24 protein-coding genes are annotated in these 22,357 nt (G+C 64.3%); 12 read left to right on the forward strand and 12 right to left on the reverse strand.

The window, feature by feature from the left end; translation table 11 throughout:
• Positions 1-33 precede the first annotated feature (33 nt).
• The 3 genes from H621_RS0115700 to H621_RS0115710 form a co-directional block, all read right to left on the reverse strand.
• Positions 34-1,011, reverse strand: a complete 978-nt coding sequence (locus tag H621_RS0115700) for a FecR domain-containing protein (protein ID WP_028944326.1) — start codon at positions 1,009-1,011, stop codon at positions 34-36.
• A complete protein-coding gene (locus H621_RS0115705) occupies positions 1,008-1,514 on the reverse strand; it encodes a sigma-70 family RNA polymerase sigma factor (RefSeq protein WP_028944327.1) in 507 nt (168 codons plus the stop codon). The genes H621_RS0115700 and H621_RS0115705 overlap by 4 nt, the downstream gene beginning before the upstream one ends.
• Positions 1,515-1,636: 122 nt before the next feature.
• Positions 1,637-2,839, reverse strand: a complete 1,203-nt coding sequence (locus H621_RS0115710; RefSeq protein ID WP_028944328.1) for an NAD(P)/FAD-dependent oxidoreductase — start codon at positions 2,837-2,839, stop codon at positions 1,637-1,639.
• A 297-nt stretch (positions 2,840-3,136) separates the two neighbouring features.
• On the opposite strand from H621_RS0115710, the gene H621_RS0115715 reads away from it, so the two are divergent.
• Positions 3,137-3,679, forward strand: a complete 543-nt coding sequence (locus H621_RS0115715; RefSeq protein ID WP_028944329.1) for an RrF2 family transcriptional regulator — start codon at positions 3,137-3,139, stop codon at positions 3,677-3,679.
• Positions 3,680-3,709: 30 nt separating this feature from the next.
• Here the strand turns inward: H621_RS0115715 and H621_RS0115720 are convergent, their stop codons facing one another.
• The gene (locus H621_RS0115720) at positions 3,710-4,324 is read right to left on the reverse strand and encodes a cell wall hydrolase (protein WP_028944330.1); all 615 of its coding nucleotides are present in this window, start codon (positions 4,322-4,324) and stop codon (positions 3,710-3,712) included.
• Positions 4,325-4,461: 137 nt separating this feature from the next.
• Here H621_RS0115720 and H621_RS0115725 point away from each other — a divergent pair, with 137 nt between their 5' ends.
• A complete protein-coding gene (locus tag H621_RS0115725) occupies positions 4,462-5,313 on the forward strand; it encodes a CAP domain-containing protein (RefSeq protein ID WP_028944331.1) in 852 nt (283 codons plus the stop codon).
• 5 nt (positions 5,314-5,318) lie between these two features.
• Here the strand turns inward: H621_RS0115725 and H621_RS0115730 are convergent, their stop codons facing one another.
• Positions 5,319-6,764, reverse strand: a complete 1,446-nt coding sequence (locus tag H621_RS0115730) for a SulP family inorganic anion transporter (protein WP_028944332.1) — start codon at positions 6,762-6,764, stop codon at positions 5,319-5,321.
• A 102-nt stretch (positions 6,765-6,866) separates the two neighbouring features.
• On the opposite strand from H621_RS0115730, the gene H621_RS0115735 reads away from it, so the two are divergent.
• On the forward strand, positions 6,867-7,214 hold the full coding sequence (locus H621_RS0115735) for an SH3 domain-containing protein (RefSeq protein WP_028944333.1): 348 nt from the start codon (positions 6,867-6,869) through the stop codon (positions 7,212-7,214).
• 158 nt (positions 7,215-7,372) lie between these two features.
• On the opposite strand, the gene argC is transcribed toward H621_RS0115735, so the two are convergent.
• The gene (gene argC / locus H621_RS0115740; RefSeq protein WP_028944334.1) at positions 7,373-8,299 is read right to left on the reverse strand and encodes an N-acetyl-gamma-glutamyl-phosphate reductase; all 927 of its coding nucleotides are present in this window, start codon (positions 8,297-8,299) and stop codon (positions 7,373-7,375) included.
• 112 nt (positions 8,300-8,411) lie between these two features.
• Here argC and H621_RS0115745 point away from each other — a divergent pair, with 112 nt between their 5' ends.
• A complete protein-coding gene (locus H621_RS0115745) occupies positions 8,412-9,299 on the forward strand; it encodes a LysR family transcriptional regulator (protein WP_028944335.1) in 888 nt (295 codons plus the stop codon).
• Here H621_RS0115745 and H621_RS0115750 read toward each other — a convergent pair.
• Positions 9,296-10,015: a GNAT family N-acetyltransferase gene (locus tag H621_RS0115750; protein ID WP_028944336.1), complete on the reverse strand. Its 720-nt coding sequence runs from the start codon at positions 10,013-10,015 to the stop codon at positions 9,296-9,298. The genes H621_RS0115745 and H621_RS0115750 overlap by 4 nt on opposite strands.
• Before the next feature lie 181 nt (positions 10,016-10,196).
• Here H621_RS0115750 and H621_RS0115755 point away from each other — a divergent pair, with 181 nt between their 5' ends.
• The 4 genes from H621_RS0115755 to H621_RS27145 are packed head-to-tail and all read left to right on the forward strand — an operon-like array spanning position 10,197 to position 13,808.
• Positions 10,197-10,394, forward strand: a complete 198-nt coding sequence (locus H621_RS0115755; protein WP_028944337.1) for a hypothetical protein — start codon at positions 10,197-10,199, stop codon at positions 10,392-10,394.
• Positions 10,395-10,409: 15 nt separating this feature from the next.
• Positions 10,410-11,756 (forward strand): iron-containing redox enzyme family protein, encoded by a 1,347-nt coding sequence (locus H621_RS0115760; protein WP_028944338.1) that lies wholly within the window; start codon positions 10,410-10,412, stop codon positions 11,754-11,756.
• 10 nt (positions 11,757-11,766) lie between these two features.
• Positions 11,767-12,717, forward strand: a complete 951-nt coding sequence (locus H621_RS0115765; RefSeq protein ID WP_028944339.1) for a methyltransferase — start codon at positions 11,767-11,769, stop codon at positions 12,715-12,717.
• Positions 12,714-13,808 carry a carboxylate-amine ligase gene (locus H621_RS27145; RefSeq protein ID WP_084167967.1) on the forward strand — a complete coding sequence of 365 codons (1,095 nt, stop codon included), beginning with the start codon at positions 12,714-12,716 and terminating at the stop codon, positions 13,806-13,808. The genes H621_RS0115765 and H621_RS27145 overlap by 4 nt, the downstream gene beginning before the upstream one ends.
• Before the next feature lie 33 nt (positions 13,809-13,841).
• Here the strand turns inward: H621_RS27145 and H621_RS0115775 are convergent, their stop codons facing one another.
• Positions 13,842-14,024: a DUF1289 domain-containing protein gene (locus tag H621_RS0115775; protein ID WP_028944340.1), complete on the reverse strand. Its 183-nt coding sequence runs from the start codon at positions 14,022-14,024 to the stop codon at positions 13,842-13,844.
• Between the two features lie 3 nt (positions 14,025-14,027).
• Positions 14,028-14,399, reverse strand: a complete 372-nt coding sequence (locus H621_RS0115780) for a hypothetical protein (protein ID WP_028944341.1) — start codon at positions 14,397-14,399, stop codon at positions 14,028-14,030.
• A 129-nt stretch (positions 14,400-14,528) separates the two neighbouring features.
• Between H621_RS0115780 and yghX the strand changes: the two genes are divergently transcribed.
• The gene (yghX, locus tag H621_RS0115785; protein WP_028944342.1) at positions 14,529-15,416 is read left to right on the forward strand and encodes a YghX family hydrolase; all 888 of its coding nucleotides are present in this window, start codon (positions 14,529-14,531) and stop codon (positions 15,414-15,416) included.
• A gap of 101 nt (positions 15,417-15,517) precedes the next feature.
• The gene (locus H621_RS0115790) at positions 15,518-16,237 is read left to right on the forward strand and encodes an SDR family NAD(P)-dependent oxidoreductase (protein ID WP_028944343.1); all 720 of its coding nucleotides are present in this window, start codon (positions 15,518-15,520) and stop codon (positions 16,235-16,237) included.
• A gap of 130 nt (positions 16,238-16,367) precedes the next feature.
• On the opposite strand, the gene H621_RS0115795 is transcribed toward H621_RS0115790, so the two are convergent.
• Together H621_RS0115795 and H621_RS0115800 are read right to left on the reverse strand one after the other, a co-directional pair.
• Entirely contained in the window at positions 16,368-17,672 is a 1,305-nt protein-coding gene (locus tag H621_RS0115795) for a spinster family MFS transporter (RefSeq protein WP_028944344.1), read from the reverse strand.
• 17 nt (positions 17,673-17,689) lie between these two features.
• On the reverse strand, positions 17,690-18,673 hold the full coding sequence (locus H621_RS0115800; RefSeq protein WP_028944345.1) for a flavin reductase family protein: 984 nt from the start codon (positions 18,671-18,673) through the stop codon (positions 17,690-17,692).
• A 176-nt stretch (positions 18,674-18,849) separates the two neighbouring features.
• Here H621_RS0115800 and H621_RS0115805 point away from each other — a divergent pair, with 176 nt between their 5' ends.
• Both H621_RS0115805 and H621_RS0115810 read left to right on the forward strand, forming a co-directional pair.
• Positions 18,850-20,286 carry a coniferyl aldehyde dehydrogenase gene (locus H621_RS0115805; RefSeq protein WP_028944346.1) on the forward strand — a complete coding sequence of 479 codons (1,437 nt, stop codon included), beginning with the start codon at positions 18,850-18,852 and terminating at the stop codon, positions 20,284-20,286.
• Between the two features lie 52 nt (positions 20,287-20,338).
• A complete protein-coding gene (locus tag H621_RS0115810) occupies positions 20,339-21,919 on the forward strand; it encodes an amidase (protein WP_028944347.1) in 1,581 nt (526 codons plus the stop codon).
• Between the two features lie 12 nt (positions 21,920-21,931).
• Here the strand turns inward: H621_RS0115810 and H621_RS28750 are convergent.
• A partial coding sequence (locus H621_RS28750) for a DUF6708 domain-containing protein (protein ID WP_028944348.1) occupies positions 21,932-22,357 on the reverse strand: 426 nt, incomplete at its 5' end.

Below are 22,357 nucleotides of genomic sequence, written 5' to 3' on the forward strand. Positions count from 1 at the left end.
ACACAAATACGAGTGATTTTCATAAATAGTTGTTCAAGACGGATTTTTCGACCGAATCAACGTTAGCCACGGACTGTAGTGATCGATGCGTACCGGCAGGGTTTCGGCAAGCGCTGCGAAGGCGCGCTGCGGCTCGTCCAGCGGGAATACACCTTGCACCCGCAGCCCGCGTACCTCGGGTTCGACCCGGACAAAGCCCCGGTAATAGGGGCGCAGCGCCTCGACCACCGCGTCGAGTGAGTCATGGAGCACATTCAAGCGCCCATTGAGCCAGTCGGCGCGATAGCCCTCGCCATCGCCCAGTGCTTCGATTCGCTGAGGCAGCAGCAGGGCGGCCTGGCCTTCCTGCACATCGCGCTCGGCGCCATTGAACAGGCTGGCCCGCACACTGTGTTCAAGTACCACCAAGCGGGTCGCCCCGGCTTCCTGATTGACCAGAAAGCGGGTGCCCAGCGCACGCATTTCGCCTTGGGCGGTGCGCACGCGCAGCGGCCGTCGAGGGTCGCTGGCGACCTGGATCACCAGCTCACCCTGGCGCAGAATCAGCAGCCGCTGCCGGTCATCGAATTGCAGGTCGACGGCGCTGCTGGCATTGAGGCTCAGACGGCTGCCATCGGACAGGTTGAAGCTGCGTCGTTCACCACGGACGGTACGCATGTCGGCCAACAGCGATTCGCCCATCTGGCTGCGTGCGCCCAGCCATAATCCGCCGCCCAACACCCCGAGGGCGGCAACGCTGCGCAGCATGTCACGGCGTGTCGTGGTGGGTTGCAGCAACACCCGGCGTGCTTCCCCGGCCTGGCCCGGTGCGCGGCGGTCGAGGCTGCGCACGGTCTGGCAGGCACCGCCCAGGCGGTCTTGCAGGCGCTTCCAAGCCAAGGCGTGGCCGGGGTCGCTGGCCAGCCACTGATCGAACTGCGCCTGTAACGTGGCGTCGGTGTTGCCGGCGCTCAGGCGCACCATCCAGTCGATGGCACCTTCGGCGGCCGAGTCCAGGCGCGGTTGGTTCATGGTGCCAGTTCGCTCAGGTAGCACTGCTGCAGGGCCTGCTTCATGTAGCGGCTCACCGTGCGTTCGGAGAGTTCGAGCTTGCGCGCGATGTCTACATAGCTCAGGCCGTCCAGCTGGCTGTAGAGGAAGGTAGCCTTGACGATCATCGGCAAGCCATCGAGCAGCTGGTCGATGGTCACCAGCGCTTCGATCAGCAGCAATTGCTCTTCCGGGGACGGTGCCAGCGGCTCAGGCAGTGCCAACAAGCGTTCAAGGTAGGCCAGCTCCAGTTGCCGGCGGCGGTGACGGTCGAAGATCAGGCGCCGGGCGATGGTCGAGAGGTAGGCGCGCGGCTGCTGGATGCTCTCCGGGTCGACCCGGGCAGCGAGCATCTGGCAGAACGTTTCGGCGGCGGTGTCTTCGGCGTCGGCGCGATTGCGCAGGCGTTTGTGGATGTGCTGCAGGAGCCACCGGTGATGGTCGCTGAAGAAAAAGCCCAGCTTGCGGGTAGACGGGGTTTGCACCGGTTGGTTGTCCAGACGTTAGTGTGAATCGTTCTCAATGCTACCTGTCTCCGGTCTGACAGCGCAATTACTCGATTCCCACAAATGTGAAGGGCCGCATGTGCGGCCCCTCGGCAAGTACTTCAGGCAATCGGGATCAGCGGGTCGGCAGCGGCCAGTGCGGCGGTGCGGTCGGCGGCGGGCGGGTAGATCCAGGTGGTATTGATCTGGGTCTTGAGCTCCTTGGCCTCCTGTTGCAGCAATTTGACCTGTCGGTCCCAGCCTTCGGTATACACCGCGCCCCAGGCGCCCAGGTCGAGGCAGGTGACGTATTTGGGTTGGCTGTACGGGGTTGGGGCCACACCGAGCAGGTCGGCCGCTACGTTGTTGCCGCTGTGGCGGCCCAGGACAATGGCGTGCTGGCACGACATCACGGCGAAATTGCCCTGGTCGTCGGTGGCTGCGTAGGCCACGTCACCGGCGGCATAGACGTGGTCCTGCCCCTTGACCTTGAGGTTGCGGTCCACATGCAGGCGGCCCTGAGGGTCGCGTTCGGCGGGTACTTGTGCAGTCAGGGCGCTGGCCCGTACACCCACCGTCCAGATCACGGTCCTGGCGTCGATGCGCTGGCCGTCGGCAAGGGTGACGCCATCGGCATCCACCGACGCCACCGAGGCATTGACCCGCCATTCCACGCCCAGCGCCTCACAGGCCTCGATGATCGTCGGGCTGATGCCTTCACCCAGCGCCGCGCCGATCTTCGCGCCACGGTCGACGATGATCACCCGTACAGCGGCGTCGGCGCCGAGAATTGCCCGCAAGCGGCCTGGCAGCTCGGTCGCGGTTTCAATGCCGGTGAAGCCGCCACCGGCGACCACCACCGTGTTGCGTGCCGGCGAGTCGGGCAGGCTGGCCAGGGATTTGAGGTGTTGCTCAAGGCGCGCCGCCGACTCGATCTGGTCGACGTCGAAGGCATGCTCATGGATGCCGTCAAGATCGGGGCGCAACACCTTGCTGCCAGCCGCCATCACCAGACGGTCGTAGGCGAGGCTGCTGCGCTGGCCGCTGGCGTCGGTGTAGCGCACGCGCTTGCCGGCCACGTCGATCTCATCGGCCGCGCCCTGGATGAAGTTGACGCCGACGGCGTTGAACAGGTCGATCAGCGGGGCTTTCATCTGGTGCACTTGCGGCTCGTAGAAGCGTGGACGAATGCGCAGTTCCGCTTGTGGCGCCAGGACGCTGATGGCGACATCGCTGCGGCCGTGTTGATCCAGCAGGCGGGCTGCGCTCAAGGCGCTCCAGACGCCACCAAACCCTGCGCCGACAATCAGAATGTGCTGTTTCATTTGCTGCTCCACATAAAAGAGATTGTTGTTTGCGGCCTTGAGGGGAGGCTCCATCAGCGCCGAACAACTACGACTCTATTGATCGTAGTTTGTGCGTGCAAGGATTTTTTCCTGTCGATTCACCGAACGATCCGGGTAACCTTGCCTGCGGACCGCTCTGTTTCTGGTATCTTGCGCAGAATATAGGGCTTTGGCGCGGGGCTGGAAGCCGATGGACGGTCGTTGTGGTAGACGGCTGGATCCCGTTGAGGCGCTAATCGCTGTTAGCATATGCGACAAAGTTAGTCGGAGATTGTCATGTCACTGTACAGCGCTGGGGTGGAGTACGGCATCCACTGCCTGGCTTTTTTGGTCGATGAGCGGGGCGACAGCCGGGAAGCCAGCGTGCGTGACCTGGCCGAGTTGCAAGGCGTACCCCAGGAATACCTGGCCAAGGTTTTCACCAAACTGGCCAAGGCCGGACTGGTGGTCGCCACCGAAGGCGTACGTGGCGGCTTCAGGCTCGCCCGGCCTGCCGATGAAGTCACCGTACTGGACATCGTCACCGCCATCGACGGGCGCAAGATGATTTTCGAGTGCCGGGATGTGCGTGATCGTTGTGCGTTGTTTGAAGGCTCGCCGCCGAGCTGGGCGCAGGAAGGAACGTGCTCCATTCATGCGGTGATGCTCACGGCGCAGAAGCGGATGGAAGAAGCGCTGGCCCAGCAGACCATCCTCGACATCGCCCGGCGTGTGGGGCGCAAGGCGCCGGCGGCGTTTTCCGAGCAACTGGCCAACTGGATGAGTGACCGTCGTGCGGGCAAGGCGGGGGATATCCCGCTGCTGGATGTGTCTGACTGATGCCCAAAGCGGCTTCCCAGGATGCCAAGGCTATCGCGCCGTCCCGTTACGCGGTTTGTAGAACAGAAAATCCCCCGTCTCGGTCGTCTTCACATACGCCCGCGCCCAATCCGGTTTTACATTGCGGTCATGAAAATACAGCGCCCCCTGGGTGCGATCCTCCAGCTGCCGGTTCAGCGCCTTGCGTGCAATCTCCTTGGCAATGGCGTAGCGGGTCTCTTCCTGGACCGAGTCGGAGCGCCCGTCACACCACCAGGAAAACTGGCAGTTGCCGGTTTCCGAGCCCTGCTTGACCACCCCGCACACCGTATCCGGAAACCCTTCATGGCCCAGGCGGTTCATCACCACACTGGCCACCGCTTCCATGTCCCGTGCCTGACCGCCCTTGGATTCCCAGTAGATGCTGCGCGCCATGCAGGTGATGGCGTCGTCCAGTGCTGCCTGACCTGCCGGGTCCACGGCCTGGACTTCGGTCTGGGTAATGGCCTTGCCCTTGGGCGCTGGCGGCGCATCGGGTTGTACAGCCGCCTTGTGCTCCAGCACTTGCGCTTTGTCTTCGGCTACCTCGGCCTTGGGTTCGCTGGCCAGCGCCAAGGGCCCGGCGAGGGCCAGGAAAAGGCAGGTTACAATCGTTATAAGGCGCATGGTCGTGCCCTTGGGTGGCGGTGGAGGGTCAAGACTTCCCGTTACAAGGTCGACCGCACGGCGCTCAAAACATTCCAGCTGTTCGACGACGGGCAACATCGCGCATCATGGGCGTCGTCCGTTCAAGGGAGATTTGCATGCGCGTCCTGCCATCCGTTTTGCGTCTATCCGGCCTGGGCCTGGCCCTGGCGATCGCCACCGCGGTACAGGCCAGCGAGCCGTCGCAATTGATCGATTCGATCAACAGTTACCGTAGCCAGGCCCAGCGCTGTGGCGGCCAGGCCTCGTTGGAGTTGCCGCCGCTGGCCAGCGACCCGCGCCTGGTACTGTCGGCCAGCGGTACCGTGGATCTGCGCGAGGCGCTGGCGCAGGCCACCTACCCGATGGTCAATGTTCAGGCCATCACCCTCAACGGCCCTCGGGATGCCCAGGTCGCGATGCAGGCCGTGCAGGAGAGCTTCTGCCACGTGGTGCTCGACCCGCAGTTCGTCGATATCGGTGTGAGCCAGCAAGGCCGCGATTGGCGCATCGTGCTGGCCCGCCCATTGCTGGCCGGACGGCTGGGCGACTGGCAGGCCGAAGGCCAGAAGCTGCTGCAGTTGATCAACGCGGCCCGCGGCCAACAGCGCCAATGTGGTACCCAGGCCTTTGCCGCCACCTCGCCGCTGGCCTGGAACCCGACGCTGGCCGGCGCCGCCGAATCCCATACCCGGGCCATGGCCAACCAGAACTTCCTCGACCATGTGGACCGAGATGGCCGTACCCCGGGCGACCGGGCCGAGCTTGCCGGCTATGCCGGGCAGCAGACCGGCGAGAACATCGCTGCGGGCCAGGACACTCCGCGCAAGGTGGTCGATGGTTGGCTGGCCAGCCCCGGCCACTGCGCCAACCTGATGAACCCGCAGTACAGCGAGCTGGGCGCCGCCTATGCGGTCGACCCCAAGAGCGATGCCGGGATCTACTGGACCGCGATGTTCGGCGCCCCGTAGCGCCCTTAGCCGTAGTGCAGGTCGGTGCGCTTGAGCAACTGCTTGCAGCGGTCGGAGAGGTGTACCACGCGCAGGTGCTTGCCGTTGTTGCTGTAGCGCTCACGCAGGGTCTTGAGCGCAGCAATGGCTGAATAGTCGACGAAATTCAGGTGCTGGCAGTCCAGGGTGACCTGGTTCGGGTCGTTGGCAGGGTCGAACTGGTTGAGAAACGGCGTGGTCGAGGCAAAGAACAGGGTGCCGTGGACGCGGTACAGTTTGCTGCCGTCGCTCTCCAGGTGGCTGTCGGCGTACAGCTCTCGGGCTTGTTGCCAGGCAAAGTTGATCGCGGCGATGACAATGCCGATCAGCACCGCTGTGGCGAGGTCGGTGAACACGGTCACTACCGTCACTGCGATGATCGCCAGCATGTCGTGGGTCGGCACCTTGTGCAGTACCCGCAGCGAAGCCCACGAGAAAGTCTGCTGCGACACCACGAACATCACCCCCACCAGCGCTGCCAGCGGAATGCGCTCGATCAGCGGTGAGAGAAACAACACGAATAGCAGAATCATCACCCCGGCCACCACGCCCGAGAGCCGGCCACGGCCGCCGGAGCTGAGGTTGATCGCCGTCTGGCCGATCATCGCGCAGCCGCCCATGCCGCCGAACATGCCCGAGGTCATGTTGGCTACGCCCAGTGCCATGCACTCGCGGTTGGGGTAGCCGCGAGTCTCGGTGATTTCGTCGGTGAGGTTGAGGGTCAGCAGGGTTTCCAGCAAGCCTACCAGGGCCATGAGCAGCGCGTAGGGCGCGATGATGCGCAGGGTGTCGAGGTCCCACGGGATGTCCGGCCAGCTCAGCTGCGGCAGGCCACCGGCGATATGCGCCAGGTCTCCCAGGGTGCGGGTGGGCAGGTCGAGCAGGTACACCCCGGCACCGACCGCCAGGATGGCAACCAGCGCTGGCGGCACACTGCGGGTCAGGCGTGGCAGCAGGTAGACCACCGTCATGGTCAGCACCACCAGGCCGATCATCATGTACAGCGGCGAGCCGCTGAGCCAGGCGCCGTCGTGCTTGAAGTGCTCGAGCTGGGCCAGGGCAATGATGATCGCCAGACCGTTGACGAAACCCAGCATCACCGAATACGGCACCATGCGTACCAGCTTGCCCAGGCGCAGCACGCCGAAGGCAATCATGATCAGGCCGCCCAGCAGCACCGTGGCCAGCAGGTACTGCACCCCGTGCTGCACCACCAGCGCGACGATGACCACCGCCATCGACCCCGCCGCTCCGGAAATCATCCCCGGCCGTCCGCCGAGCAAGGCGGTGAGGGTGCAGATGATGAACGCGCCATACAACCCCATCAATGGATTGAGGTGCGCCACCAGGGCAAAGGCGATGCACTCGGGCACCAGGGCAAACGAGGTGGTGAGGCCTGCCAGGACATCGGCGCGGATAGAGCGTGTTTTCATGGGCTACCTGACGAACGGACCGGCAGGGCAGCCGGCGCAAAAAAAGCTAGGATGCTACGTAAAATCACGGACGCAGACCAGCGCAAATGGAGGTGCAAACCAATGAAGTACATCGTGACCGAGCAGCATCGCAGCGAGTATCCCGAGCCCATCAGCTTTTCCAAAGGTGCTGTTTTGGCCATTGGCGAGCGCTACGAAGGTAAAGAGGGCTGGGACAACTGGTACTTCTGCACGACACCGGGACACGCGGGCGGCTGGGTGCCGGGGCAGGTGATCGAGCGGCTGCCCGGGGAGGGCGGCAGGGCCCTTGAGGATTACTGTGCGCGGGAGCTGGATGTCGATCCGGGGGAATTGCTGGAGGGTGGTCGGCAACTCAATGGCTGGGTGTGGTGTCACAAGGGTGATCTGGCAGGGTGGGTGCCGTTGGCGGTGGTGCGAAAACAGGATTGATCGCGGGTGTAGAACCGCAGGCACCTTTACACAGTAAACTGGAGACATGGTTTACACATTCAGCCTGTAAACCATGTCTCCGGTTTGTACCGGGGCAAGCCGCTCCCACCGATGCAAACAATGCCGGTGGGAGCGAGCTTGCCCCGCGATGCCTGCGATCAGCTCAGCGTCGCCAGCATCAAGTCCAGGTTCTGCACCGCCGCCCCCGAGGCGCCTTTGCCCAGGTTGTCGAACACCGCCGTCAACAGTACTTGCCCCTGGTTGGCAAACAGCGCCAGGCGCAGGTCATTGCTGTCATTGAGCGCCTGCGGATCAAGCTGGGTGGTACTGCCGCCTTGCTCCAGCGCTGCCACCTGCACATGGCGGGCACCGTGGTAGTGCTGCTCCAGGCATGCCTGCAACCGTTCGGCAGTCACGCCGGCAGGCAGCAGCCGTTCTTGCAGGGCAATGGTCAGCACGATGCCCTGGCGGTAACTGCCATAGCTGGGCACGAACACCGGCCGCTGCGCCAGACCGGCATGCTGCTGGATCTCCGGCACGTGCTTGTGGTCCAGGTTCAGCCCATACACCAGCAGGCTGTGCGCCGCCTGCACCCCAGCGGCTTCATGACGCTCCACCGCCGCCCGCCCGCCACCGGAATACCCCGACACTGCGTTGATGGTCAGTGGGTAGTCGGTGGGCACCAGCCCCGCCTGCACCAGGGGTTGCAGCAAGGCAATGGCACCGGTGGGGTAGCAACCCGGGTTGCTTACACGCTTGGCCTGGGCAATGCGCTGGGCCTGTTCGTCGTTAAGCTCCGGCAGGCCGTAGACCCAACCCGGCGTGGTGCGATGGGCAGAGCTTGCGTCGATCACCCGTACATTCGGGTTGACGATGGTAGCGGCCGCTTCGCGCGCAGCCTCGTCGGGCAGGCACAGAATGGCCACGTCGGCACTGTTGATCGCCTCGGCGCGGCGCTGCGGGTCCTTGCGCTCGGCCGCTGGCAGGGTCAGCAGGCGCAGGTCGCTGCGACCGTTCAGGCGGGCATGGATCTGCAGGCCGGTGGTGCCTTGGTCGCCATCGATAAAAACAACAGGCTGATGCATGGGGCTCTCAATCAATCAGGTCAGGGAAGTGCTTATCCTCGCGCCGATCTGGACGAAAGAAAATTTGAATATCATGATGCTGACATTCATCAATTCTGAATGTACGGCCTCCATGCGCGAAATCAGCCTCGATCGCCTGCGGACCTTGGTAGTGATTGCCGACCTGGGTTCGTTTGCCCGGGCGGCCCGGGTCCTCAACCTCGCCCCGCCCACGGTAAGCCTGCACATTGCCGACCTCGAGGCGCGCATCGGTGCGCCGCTGCTGTCGCGCAAGCGCGGGCAGATCCACCCCACGGCCATTGGCGAAACCCTGCTCGAACGTGCCCGGCGCCTGCTGGCCGATGCCGAACAGGCGCTCGATGAGGTGCAGCGCCAGGTCCAGGGCCTGAGCGGTCGGGTGCGCCTGGGCGCCTCCACTGGCGCCATTGCCCATTTGCTGCCGCAGGCGCTGGACATCCTCGGTGTGCGACACCCGGGCATCGACGTGCAGGTACAGGTTCTGACCTCGCGGGAGTCCCTGGCCCGCCTGCAGGACGGCACCCTCGACCTGGGACTGGTGGCCTTGCCGCAAGCAGCGGCCAAAGGCGTGCAGATCCGGCCTTGGCGCCGCGATCCGATCATGGCATTCATCCCGACGAGCTGGCAGCCGCCTGCACGTATCACCCCGGCATGGCTGGCCAGCCATGCGCTGATCCTCAACGACAGCACCACCCAGCTGTCACGGGTGACCGGCGAATGGTTCGCCACCGCCGGCCTGCAACCGCAGGCGCGTATCCAGCTCAACTACAACGATGCGATCAAGAGCCTGGTGGCAGCCGGTTATGGCGCAACCTTGCTGCCCCACGAAGCCAGCTCGCCCGAGCCCGACCCACGCCTGTGCATGCGCCCGCTGCGGCCGGGATTGTGGCGTCACCTGGGGATTGCCAGTCGTGAAGGCCAGGTGGAGCAAAGCACCGGCCATGTGTTGCAGGTGCTGATGGCGCTGGCAGGGCAGGCCTAGACCAGGTGAACCCGGGTGCCCGGTTGCAGGGCCGCCGGGTCAAGACGCTCAAGCACGAACGCCTCGGTTTTGCGCTGCAATTGGTCCAGGTTTCGATCCCGCTGCTTCTCGGCATCGACCATGGCCCGCTTGCCATGTTGTTGCAGCAGGTAGGTATGAATCTGCCGCACCTCCAGGGTACGGTAGATCGGCGCCACATCCAGCATCGCCACCTGGCCGTCGCTGGCGTGATCGCGGGTGTTCATCAGCACCTGCGGCCCCCGTAAGCCGATCACCCGGAAACCCAGCGCCTCGAAACACGCGACCTTGCTCACTGCACACGCCAGTTCGGCGTGGGGATAGCGCGCGGTCATCTGTTGCACCAAGGCCCTGGCGATGCCCTGGCGGCGGTAGTCCTGGTCTACGGCGATATACGCCAGGGTGCAGGCGTCGGGGTCACCTTGCACCGGCAGGTAGAGGGCAAAGCCGGTGACCGTCTGCGGGTCGTCCAGGTCGGTGGCGATCAGTAGCTCGACCTTCAGTTCGCGGGCGGCCTTCATCGCCTCCAGGTACAGGTGAACCTCAAAGCCGACGCCGTACTGGTACAGGTTGTAGAGCGGGTTGCTCGGCGTGATGCCGATGGCGCTGATGTCGGTCAGGTTATCGACCACCAACTGCAGGACCTGGCTTTTGGTCGCCTCCTCGGGTGGGGCGACAACGTGGTGGGTGACGGGCATCGGGGCACACTCCAAACAGTAAAAGGCCGGTGACTTGGCGCGGGGTGCAAGTCTACAGGTCTGCGCGGGCGCCTGCTTGCGACCTTCCATCCTGCGTCGGCGCAATTGCGCTGAACTTCAGCGCGCGACCGGCCTCATCTGCATAACAGGGCATCTTTGCCCGGCAACCGAGACGGCCGTCATGAAACTACGTTACCTGCTTGGCCTGCTGTGCAGCCTGTTCCTCCTCCAAGGCTGCTTCGACCGACCCGATCACGCCGCAACCGATGCGGACCAGAGCAAACCCTCGCTGCAAATGCAGAAATCCGATGTGCCTGCACCGGACCCACAGCCGGGACCCGAGCCAAAGCCGCAACCCAACCCCGAACAGGACAACTGACGGCAGGAGCTCGCCATGACTGCGTTGACTGCCTCGACTGCGCCCACTTCAATCGCCTTCACCGGCCGCTCGCCCATGGAACAGCGTTATCACACCTTGCTGCAGGGGCGCCCCGGCGAGGGGCTGGAGTGGCTGCAGGAGCAATTACAACTGGCCGACGCGCTGCCTGATGACCTGCCCGGCGATCCCGCCCAGTTGGGCCCGTGGTCAAGCTATCGTGCAGGCGAAGTGGCCCGCTGTTATGCCGCCTACCTTGAAGGGCGCAAGGCCGGCGCGTCCCGGCGCTACTTCAGCAATCGCGCCCACGCCCTGTATTTTCTCCAGCACGTGGCGCCGACCAAGGCGGTGGACGGTGCCTGGTTGGCTGGCACATTGCGCCATTGGCCCGACCCGCGCTTTCATGGCCTGATCCGTACCTACCTGGAGGAACTCGGTGACGGCGACCCGGCGTGCAACCACGTACTGATCTTCCAGCGCCTGCTCAGCGAGCTGGGCTGTCACGAGCAACTGCCCCTGGGTGCCGACCGCTATCTGCAGGGCTGCGTGCAGCTGGCCCTGGGGTTGAATACCGAAGCGCTGCTGCCCGAGGTGATCGGCTACAACCTGGGCTACGAGCAACCGCCGTTGCACCTGTTGATCACGGCCTTCGAACTCGATGAACTGGGGATCGACCCGCAGTATTTCCGCCTGCATGTCACCATCGACAACGCCAGCAGCGGGCATGCCTGCAAGGCATTGCACGCGCTGCAGCACGTGTGGCCCGAACACGGCAGCACAGCGTTCTACCAGCGCGTATCGCGCGGCTACCGGCTCAACGACCTGGGGCCGGGGGCGCTGGCGATCATCGACAGTTTCGACCTTGAAGCCGAACTGCTCGCTGCCCTTGAGCGCAAGCGCAGTTTCGGCCAGCACATGCACTCCGATTACTGCCGCTTCGAAGGGAAAACCGTCAACCAATGGCTGGCCGAGACCAACCTGTTGTCGGGTTTTCTCGCGGTGTTGCAGCGCAAGGGCTGGATCAAACGCCATCAGGACCCGGCGCACAGTCGCTTCTGGCAACTGATCGACGGGCCGGCCGCGGCTATGTTCGGTGTGTTCAGCCCGTATGAGAAACAGCTGCTGCAAGACTGGATTGCCGGTAACTGGAAACCTGCTGCAGGCCAGCGCCATGCCCTTCTGGTCAAGGCCGAGCCACTGCACGACGAAGCGCAAGGCCAGGCGCTGGAGGCCGTATTGCAGACCCTGCCACCCGAAGCCCGCGTCGACCTGTTGATTGAAGAAATGGCTGGCAACCGCCATGCCTTGCCCCGTGGTCTGTGGGCAACGCGGCGTTTTGCCCGGATGACCGGCCTCAACCGCTAAGGAGTACCGGATGCAATTGAGCCAGACACAACGCCAGGCCGATCAGGCCTTGTTGCAACTGGGGCAGCGGCTGCAGGCCGACGGCTACCGCTTCACCTGCGTCACGCCGCTGACCCAGGCGCGTAACAACGCCCGGCCGGGCGCCGAGCAGGCGAGCACGCTGCGCGATATCTTCGGCTGGAACCGTCCTTTCGAGGCATCGCTGTTGTCGCCTGACGAACTGGAGCAATTGCAACGGGCCGGGTTAGTCGACCGCGAAGGTGAACGGCTGCGCAGCCGGGTGCGCTGGTCGAGCCTGGATGATGCGTTGTTCGTGCATTCAAGCTTCCCCACCGACAGCGTCGACGCGGTGTTCTTCGGCCCCGACACCTATCGTTTTGCCCGGCTGATCCAAGCGCACCTGCAAGACAGCACCGCGCCTATCAATCACGCCGTGGACATCGGTTGCGGCGCAGGTGTGGGGGCGGTATTGATCGCCAGGGCGCGCCGGCACGCACAGGTCAGTGCCGTGGATATCAATGACCAGGCCCTGCGCATGACGGCCATCAACGTCGCTCTGGCCGGGCTTGCCAATGTCTCGGTGGAGCACAGTGATGTGCTCCAGGGCATCACCGGCCAGTTCGACCTGATCGTGGCCAACCCTCCCTACATGCTGGATGCCCGCGAACGCGCCTACCGTCATGGTGGCGGGGCGCTCGGCGAGCAGTTGTCGTTGCGGATGGTCGAAGAGGCGCTGCCACGTCTCGCGCCGGGCGGCACATTGTTGCTGTACACCGGTGTGGCGATGGTCGAAGGCCGTGATCCGTTCCTGGCGGCCCTGCACAAACCCCTCGCCGATACCCGTTGGGCCTGGCGTTACCAGGAGCTTGACCCGGATGTGTTCGGCGAGCAGCTACTGGAACCGGGATACCAACAGGTCGAACGCATTGCCGCGGTGGCGCTGAGCGTCAGCCGCCGATGAACAGCGCCTGCACGTTCGGCATCGAGGAGGAGTACCTGCTGGTAAGCCTGGACAGTGGACAGGTGCTGGCCAGGCCAACCTCGGCGGTCATCGACCTGTGCCGCCAGGTACTCGGCGCCCACTTCGCCCAGGAAATGTTCCAGAGCCAGATAGAAGTCGCCTCGCCTGTATTCAGCAACCTGGCCCAGGCTGGCGAGTTTTTGCGCCAGAGTCGGCAACGGTTGTTGCAGGTGCTGGCTGGGGAAGGTGTCGGTGTGATCGCGGTGGGCAGTCACCCGATGGGAGGCTGGCACCAGCAGTTGCCCGCCGACGAGGAGCATTTTCGTCAATTGTTCGAGGACTACCAGCAGGTGGCCCGACGCAGCCTGTTGTGTGGCTTGCATGTGCATGTCGGCGTCGCGCCAGGGCACGATCGGATCAAGCTGATCAACCAGCTGCTGCCGTGGATACCGCTGCTGTTGGCGTTGAGTGCCTCGTCACCGTTCTGGGAGGGCCAACCCACCGGCTACCAGAGTTACCGCCAGGTGGCGTGTGGTGAATGGCCGCACATGGGTCTGCCGCAACGGCTGGGCGACTGGCAGGCCTACGAGCGTTACCTGGCGTTGCTCAAACGCACCGGTTCGTTGCGCGAGGGCAACGATTGCTGGTGGGTGATCCGCCCATCGCGTCACTACCCAACGGTGGAACTGCGCATCGCCGATGCCTGCCCGCGGCTCGAGGATGGCCTGTGCATTGCCGGACTGTTTCGCTGCATGGTCGAGCATTGCCTGCGTCACCCGCAGAGCGCACCGTTGACGCGCGAGCAATACTGGATCACTGAGCAGAATTACTGGCGGGCCATGCGCTATGGGCGGCATGGGCAGTACATCTGCCAGGGGAACCAGGGGCAGGGGAGCGCCTTGCAATGGCTGGCCCAGGCACGGGCCTTGTTCGAGGTTGCCCCCTGCGACAGCGAGCGCAGTTTCGAGTGGGCTGAAGTGATCTTGCGTGACGGCACCAGCGCGGATCAGCAGTTGGCGGACTATGCGCGGTGTCGGCAGCGGCCGGAGCAGGCGGTGGTGAAGGGGCTGCTGGGAGCGATGGCAGTGTGATCCAGAGCAAGACCGTTGCTCTGGCCCGCACCCTCAGGATTTCTTCTTCTGCACGCTTTTCATGCGTACTCGCGCGCGTTGCACCGCAGCCATTTTTTCTGGTCGCTTCATGCGTTTCCACTGGCGGATGTCCTCTTTGCTGCGCCCGCAACTCAGGCACAGGTCGCCGCTTAGCTGGCACACGGCAATGCAGGGGTTTTCGATGTCCTTGGCCATGGGTCAACCTCGCGAGGCGTACACGCGTGCCAGACGCTGGGGCCAATTGCCGGCGTTGGCGCGCTGGCACTGCTGTTCGGAATCAAAGTGTACAAGCGCGTCCACCCGTTCGAGGGTCAGGTCGCAGGCCTGCAGGGCCATGGCTGTCAGCTCGACCATGTAGCGGTCCTGGCCAGCGGCCAGGGCGCGATCCTGGTCTGCCTGGGTCTCGAATACCCAGATCACCTTGAGGCTGGTGGGGAAGCGTGCATAGTCGACCACGTGCGTCAGCCAGGAAAACCCGATGACCTGTGCCTTGGCCGTCTCGCAGGCCTCGGTCAGGGTCGCTACCAGGCGTCGCTCAAGCTGTGCCTGTTCGCGCTTGCTCATCTGCATGGGGGCCTTCAATCGTTCGTGGGGCAGGGCGCGCATCATACGCGATCGCGGCGCCTGGGCCAGGGTGCGCCTGGCCTGCTTTAATGAATCAGGCTTGTTTCCTTGTCACATCCGACAGAGTGCGCATCCATGGAACGTCTGACTGCCAAAGACTTTGCCCCTGAACTGCTCGAACTCTACGACTACTATGCCCATGGCCGGATCGACCGCCGCGAGTTTCTTGACCGGGCGGCGGCGTTTGCCTTTGCCGGCATGACCGCCGGGGCCTTGCTGGCATCCCTGAGCCCAGACTATGCCTTGGCCGAGCAGGTGTCTTTCACCGACCCGGACATCGTCGCCGACTACATCCTGTATCCCTCGCCCAAGGGCCACGGCCAGGTTCGCGGTTACCTGGTGCGTCCAGCCAAGGCCCAGGGCAAGGTACCCGGGGTTGTGGTGGTGCATGAGAACCGTGGCCTGAACCCCTACATCGAGGATGTCGCCCGGCGCCTGGCCAAGGCAGGCTTCGTGGCCCTGGCACCCGATGGCCTGACGTCGGTGGGTGGCTACCCTGGCAATGACGACAAGGGCCGCGCGTTGCAAGAGAAGGTCAATCCGGAAAAGCTCATGAATGACTTCTTCGCCGCCATCGAATGGCTGATGAAGCAGGACATCACCACCGGCAAGGTCGGCATCACCGGCTTCTGCTATGGCGGCGGCGTGGCCAATGCCGCCGCCGTGGCGTACCCCGAACTGGGCGCGGCAGTCCCGTTTTATGGTCGCCAGGCCGATGCCAGGGATGTGCCGAAAATCAAGGCCCCCTTGCTGTTGCACTACGGCGAACTGGACACCCGTATCAACGAAGGCTGGCCCCCCTACGAACAGGCGCTCAAGGCTGCGGGCAAGACCTACGAGGCCTACTTCTACCCCGGCGCCAACCACGGTTTTCACAACGACTCCACGCCGCGCTACGACGAAGCGGCGGCGAACCTGGCCTGGGAGCGGACTCTGGCCTGGTTCCGGCGTTACCTGGCATAGGCTGAACAGGCACACATCCTGATACAAGCTCCGATTTGCCAAGTCATCAATGCCCTGTTTGCATGCCGGGTCTTTCAGCAAGCCACGTAAGGAAACAGGCGATGAAGATCATGGTGGTAGGTGCCAGCAAAGGATTGGGCAGGGCATTGGTCGAGGGCCTGGGAGGGGCAGGCGATACCTTGATTGGCGTGTCGCGCAGCCAGCCTCAGGGGCTGGTGATGCAAGCCGGCGTACAGGTGCAGTGGGTCGAGGCTGACCTGGCCCATCCGCGCGACGCCGCGCAGCGCCTGGAGCAGGCCGTGGCCGGGCAAGGGCTGGACACGCTGATCTACAACCTGGGCATCTGGGAAGAACAGGCCTTCTCGCCGGCGTATGACTTTCAGGGCGATGACGACGGGCAGATCGAGGCCATTGTCAGCTGCAACATTACCTCGCCCCTGGTCCTGATCAAGCGCCTGTTGCCCACCCTGCTGCAAAGTGCCCGTCCGCGCATCATCCTCACCGGTTCAACCTCTGGCCTGACCCAGAGCGGTCGGCCCGAAGTCACCTTCGGTGCCTCCAAGTTTGCCCTGCGTGGCATGGCCGATGCCTTGCGCGAAGGCTATCGAGAGCAGCAGTTGGGCGTGACCTGCCTCAACCTGGGCTACTTGAATACCGACGACCCACTGGCGACCCCGCGCGAGCTGGCCGAGCAGCGAGGCGGCGGGCAGTTGATCCCGGTGCATGATGTGGTCCAGGTGGTGCGCCTGGCCCTGAGCCTGTCGGCGGCCAGCTTCGTCAAGGAGCTGACCCTGCCGTCGATAGGAGATGAGCGGTTCTAGCCTCATGTAGCCGCTGCCGCCAGGCTGCGATCGGCCGCAAAGCGGCCGTAAACCCTGAGCGCCTGCTGCGCAGTCGATCGCAGCCTGGCGGCAGCGGCTACACCGTATGCTGTCTGTGAAGGCCGCTGTTTCAAAGCCCCCGGCCATAGCCATGTTTGCCCGCATGCATCGCCGTACGCCCCAGCAACGCCACCGATCCGAGCAACGGCAAACTCACCAGCACCAGTGCATAACGCAGTGACTGCTCGGCAAACTGCGTCACCAGCAGATCACTGAACAGCCCGGTCAACAGTGGCCCGATCCCCACGCCGAGCAAGGTGCTGACAATGGTCTGCAAGGCCATCGCAGTACCACGGCGGCTGGCGGGCACCAGTTGGGTCACCAGGTTGTACGAAGGTGCCACCCACCACACCACAAAGAAGCTGTACAACGCACACCAGAGCATGGCGACAGGAATGGGCACGCCCGCGAAGTGGGTCAGCACGCCTGCCGGCCACAACAGGTAGATGATCAACGCCGTCAGGGCAATCAGGTTGCCCAGCACCGGGATGAGGATCTGCCAATGTGGGCTGCGGTGGCTCAGGCGGTCGTTGAGCCAGCCGGCGAACAGGCCGCCGATACCGGCCGCTACGCCGCAGATCACGCCCGCGAGCATGCCGGCGTGCTGCAGCGACAGGTCATGGGAGCGAATCAGGAAACTGGTGTTCCACATACCGATGGCATAAGAGCTCAAGGTGGTCAGGCCGCCAGCCAGGATCAGGCAACGGTAGGCGGGTAGGGCCCAGAGCTTGCGCGCCTCGCTGCCCAGGCCCAGTACGGGCGTGGCGGGGGCGCTGCTGGCCAGGTCCCAGCGACCGCGCAAGGGATCGCGCACCAGCGCCAACAATGCGCAGAACAGCAGCGCCGGTACGCCCAGGGCTATGAATGCACTGCGCCAGCCATAGTGTTCCACCACCCAGGCGCCGATGCTCAAGCCGATGATCGAGGAAAACGTCGGCGCAGCGGTAAAACAACTGATGGCGAACGAGCGCCGGTGCGGCGGATAAAGGTCGGCGATCAGCGAAAGCGAAGCCGAGGTGGTGGGCGACTCGCTCACCGCCACCAGCATGCGCGCAATCGCCAGCACCATGAAGCTGCCAGCCAGGCCGCAGGCCATCGTCGCCAGTGCCCACAGCAGGCACGACACCGCCAGCAGGCGGGTACGCGGCAAACGGTCGACCAGGCGCCCGGCCGGCAGGCCGAGCACCGCGTACACGGCGGCGAACGCCAGGCCGGAGATCAGCCCCATGGCGGTATCGCCGACGCCGAACTCGGCCTTGATCGGGTCGATCATCACCGCCAGGATCTGCCGGCCGACAAAGTTGTCGGCAAACACCATCGCCAACAACAGCAACAAGCCGTGGCTGCGCCAGCCGACAGCGGCGGACGTCGGCATGCCCCGCGCGTCGGCGGTCAACGCGGTGCCCACAAATCCGGCAAACCGGGGTCACTGACCACGATCAGGCGCTTGAGCAGCACCTTCAGCGCCTGGGCATCGGCAGGACCGAGCTTGGCCGACAGTTCTTCTTCCACCACCTTGGCCAAGGCCAGTTGCTGCAACGACGCCTCGCGGCCGTTGGCGGTGAGCACGAAGCGCAGTTGCCCTACCTCGCCTTCGATGGCCACCAGGTTCTGGCGCTCCAGAAAACGCATGCTCGCCAGCGTCACTGCGTGGCCGGTGTAATTGACGAAGGTGTTGATCTCGTCAAGGGTGAGGTTGTCGCGGATGCACAACACCGAGAGGATGAAGAACGCCTGCTCGTCCAGTTGCTGGTTGTTCAGCAGCAAGCGCAGGGCATTGAGCAACTGGTAATGCGCGCGTCCCAGCAGGTAGCCGAGCAGGTCCTCGGTGTAGCTGCACTCGGGCGGCGGCGGGGTGGTGGCCAGGCGCAATTCACTGCGCGGCTTGCGCGTGGCCAAGGCGTACTGGCCGCTCTGGAAGGCCAGCGGTGCGCGTTCGCTGTGATCGAACGCCAGCACTTCGCCGACAAAAATCACATGGTCGCCGCCTTCATACTGGAACGCGGTGCGGCACTGAAAACGTGCGGTGCAGTCTTGCAGCAGGGGCGCTTCGCTGATCCCGTTGTCGAACTGGATCTCGGCGAACTTGTCTTCGCCCTGGGTGGCGAAACGCCCGGACAACTGCTCCTGCTCGGTCGACAGCACATGCACGTTCCAGTGCTTGCCGCTGCTGAAAATTGGCAGGCTGCGGGCCTTTTTCGACAGGCTCCAGAGTACCAGCGGCGGGTTGAGCGATACCGAGTTGAAACTGTTGGCGGTGATGCCCACTGGCGAGCCGTCTTCGGCCTGGGTGGTAATGATAGTGACCCCGGTGGTGAAGGTGCCGAGCGCGGTGCGAAAGGCCTGGGGGTCGAAACCGATGTTTGGCGTTGCCATGACTGACCTCATGGGGTGGGATTTTCGTGTTGCCAGTATCGATCGCAGGCCTTGTGCAGACATCGTCTTAACGGACTAACGCAATTGCCGGGTTCTCGTCCGATCGGACGAGGCGCAGGCCCTTGTGCCTCGCTAGTGTGGCGCCAGCCGCCACCCACGTGAGCAAGGGGAAATCGATGACTTCAGCACACCCATCCGTAGACCAACTGACCCGCCTGCTGGCGCGCCAGAAGGACGCTTTCAATGCCGCCGGCGCCGTGAGCGCCACCGCCCGCCGCCAGCGCCTGCAGCAGGTGATCGAACTGTTGGTGCGCCACCACGGCGAACTGACCGAGGCTATCGACCTGGACTTTGGCGGACGACCTGCCGGCTTCTCGCTGATGAACGATGTGGTGGGTTCCCTGTCTTCGCTCAAGCACGCCCGCGATCACCTCGAACATTGGATGCAGGACGAGCAGCGGCCGCCGTTTGCCCCCTATGACCAGATGGGCGCCCAGGCCTGGGTGATGCACCAGCCCAAGGGCAGTGTCGGCATCATCGGCACCTGGAATGCGCCGCTGTACACCTTGCTCAGCCCACTGGCCTCGGCCTTGGCGGCAGGCAACCGGGCGATCCTCAAACCGTCGGACGTACTGCCGCGTACTGCGCAACTGCTCGAAAACCTGTTCGCCGAATACATCGACCCGCTGGAGGTGGCCGTGATCACCGGTGACTCTTCGGTGGCCAAGGTATTTTCCGGCCAGGCGTTCGATCACCTGGTCTTTACCGGCAGCACCGAGGTGGGCAAGTCGGTGATGCGCAACGCGTCCCAGCACCTGGTGCCGGTGACCCTGGAACTGGGCGGCAAGTCGCCGGTGATCGTTTCTTCCAGCGCCGACGTTGCCCGCGCCGCCTTCAGTATCGCCGTGGCCAAGGCCAGCAACGGCGGGCAGATCTGCATCAACCCGGACCTGGTCTATGTGCCCGAGGCGAGACTCGAAAATTTCCTCGCCGCGTTGCGCAGCACCTACTGCGAACTCAATCCCACCGTGGCCGGCAATCCGGACGTGGTGGCGGTGGTCAACCAGCGCCATGTGGAGCGGGTCGAAAGCTATGTGCGCGAAGCGCGCGAACTGGGTGCCCGGGTCGAATGCCTGCCTGAAGCCGTGCCACTGGATGCGCGGGATCGCCGGCGTCCCTTGCAGGTGGTGGTCAACCCGCCGCAAGACTGCCTGATCATGCGCGAGGAAATCTTCGGCCCGGCACTGGTGGTGTTGACCTATCAGCACATCGATCAGGTGCTGGCCGAAATCAACGCTCGCCCACGGCCGCTGGCCCTGTACTACTTCGGTACCGACCTCAATGAGCAGCGCCATGTACTGGAGCACAGCCTGTCGGGCGGGGTGACCATCAACGATGTGATGATGCACGCCGCCATGCACGATGCACCGTTCGGCGGTGTGGGTGCCTCCGGCCTTGGGCATTATCACGGGCGCGAGGGGTTCCTTGAATTCAGCCACATGCGTACCGTGTTCAAAGCCCCGGCCCACGACCCACGCCGCGAGTGGGGATTGCTGCCGCCCTATGGCGAGCATTACCTGGCAGCGATGACCGCACTGGTAACCGCCGATTGACCCTGACCGTCCCTTGATGCACGCCTTCAGACCAGCACAGGAAGTAGCACTCATGACCGAGCACAGCACCGCCCCAACGCCTTCGACTCCTGAAGGGCCTGCCACCTGGCCCCGGCGCAGCGTTCTCAAGGCCGGCGCCCTGGCCGCGGGCGTCGGCTTGCTCGGTCGCTTTGCCGATGCACGCGCTGCGGGCCTCTCGGACCGTGAGTACCAGGGCCTGGATGCCTGGGCCATGAGCGAGGCGGTGCGCAAGGGCGAGCTCAGCGGCGAGGACCTGCTCGCCGCGGCGCTGGCCCGCTGCAGTGCTGTCAATGGCAAGGTCAAGGCAGTCAACATGCTGCACGAGGACTACGCCCGCGCCTTGCTGGCCCAACGCCGCCAGGCCGGTACCCTGGCCCAGGGGGCGCTGGCCGGCGTGCCGATCCTGATCAAGGACTTGAACACCTACCTCAAGGGCACCACCACCACCAATGGCAGCCGCCTGTTCAAGGATGCGCCGGCGGCGGCCAGCACAAGCACCCTGATCACCCGCTACGAGCAGGCCGGCGCGGTGCCGTTCGGCAAGACCACATGCCCTGAATTCGGCCTGACCACCACCACCGAGTCGCTGCTCTGGGGCCAGACCCGCAACCCCTGGAACCTGGAACACAGTGCGGGTGGTTCCTCCGGTGGTGCTGCCAGTGCGGTAGCGGCCGGCATCGTACCGGTGGCCCATGCTACCGATGGTGGGGGGTCGATTCGTATACCGGCATCCTATTGCGGGCTGATCGGGCTCAAGCCCAGTCGCTACCGCACACCCAGTGGTCCTGCGCATTTCGAGGGCTGGTTTGGTGCCAGCGTGGGCAACGTGGTTTCGCGCAGCGTGCGCGACATGGCCTTGTTCCTCGACGCAGGTCAGGGGCACGAGGCCGGCAGCCCCTATTGGAGTGCGCCGCTGGCGCGGCCGTATGTCGATGAGCTGGCCCGTGAACCGGGCAAGCTGCGCATTGCCGTGGTGCGCCAATCATTGACCGGGGCGCCGCTGGAGCCGGCCATTGCCGCGACTCTGGAGCAGACCATCAAGCAATTGACCGGCTTGGGGCATGAACTTGAAGAGCTGACACTGGGGGTCGATCCCCGGCAGATGTTCGGGGCACACGGTACGGTGATTGGCACGGCCCTGACCACGTTGGTGAAGGACCGTGAGCAGGCACTGGGCAGAGCGGCCACGGCCCAGGACCTGGAGAAAATCACCCAAGTGGTGCTTGAGCGAGCGCGGGGCACTACCGGCGAAGGGCTGTATCGGGCTCGACAGTCGTTCGAGACCATTGGAGCGTTGATGGAGCGCCATTTCGAGCGGTTTGACCTGATCCTCTCGCCGGTCACCACCAACCTCACCCCACGCATTGGCCTGCTGTCGCTCGACCAACCCTGGGACAGCTATGCCCAGCACGCCATGGGCAGTGCCGGGTTTACCGCGCTGGCCAACGTCAGTGGCCAGCCAGCGATCTCGTTGCCGCTTGGCTGGAGCGAAAAGGGATTACCGGTAGGGATGATGTTCACGGCACGTCTGGGGGGCGAGGATGGGTTGTTGCGCATGGCGCGGCAGTTGGAACAGGCGCAGCCTTGGGCGGGTAAGCGGGCAGCACTTTGAAGAAGCGATAGTTCAAGAGGGCTCAGCCTCGGATTTTCCGCGTCTGCGCCGAGGCTTCTTTTCGGGGCGCTTGCCCGGCCGCATTGCCCACAGGTGCGCGTTGGCCCGCAAGCGTTCCTGGATATGCGGAGGGCGATCGGCGAGAGTGGTCAGCGGTGGGATGGGTTTGCCAGGCAGCCCGGCCTGGCGGATCAGTTTCGGCCAGCGCGGTTTCCAGCACAGCAGCAGGCTTAGCCAATGGCCGAGACCGATGATCAGGAAGGCAGGGCAGATCAGCAGCAGCCCTACCTTGGTTGTTCGGGAGGCACGACGAAAATAGTGGGTGAGCCCTTCGAACTGTGGGGTGAAGGCTTGCCAGGGCCAGGGGAAATGCGAGGTGATGCGGGGCCGCGGCAGGCCTTGGGGGCCTTCGTCCATGAAGCGGCGGATGAACTCCCA

This window comes from Pseudomonas vranovensis DSM 16006, assembly GCF_000425805.1.
In the GTDB taxonomy this organism is placed as follows: domain Bacteria; phylum Pseudomonadota; class Gammaproteobacteria; order Pseudomonadales; family Pseudomonadaceae; genus Aquipseudomonas; species Aquipseudomonas vranovensis.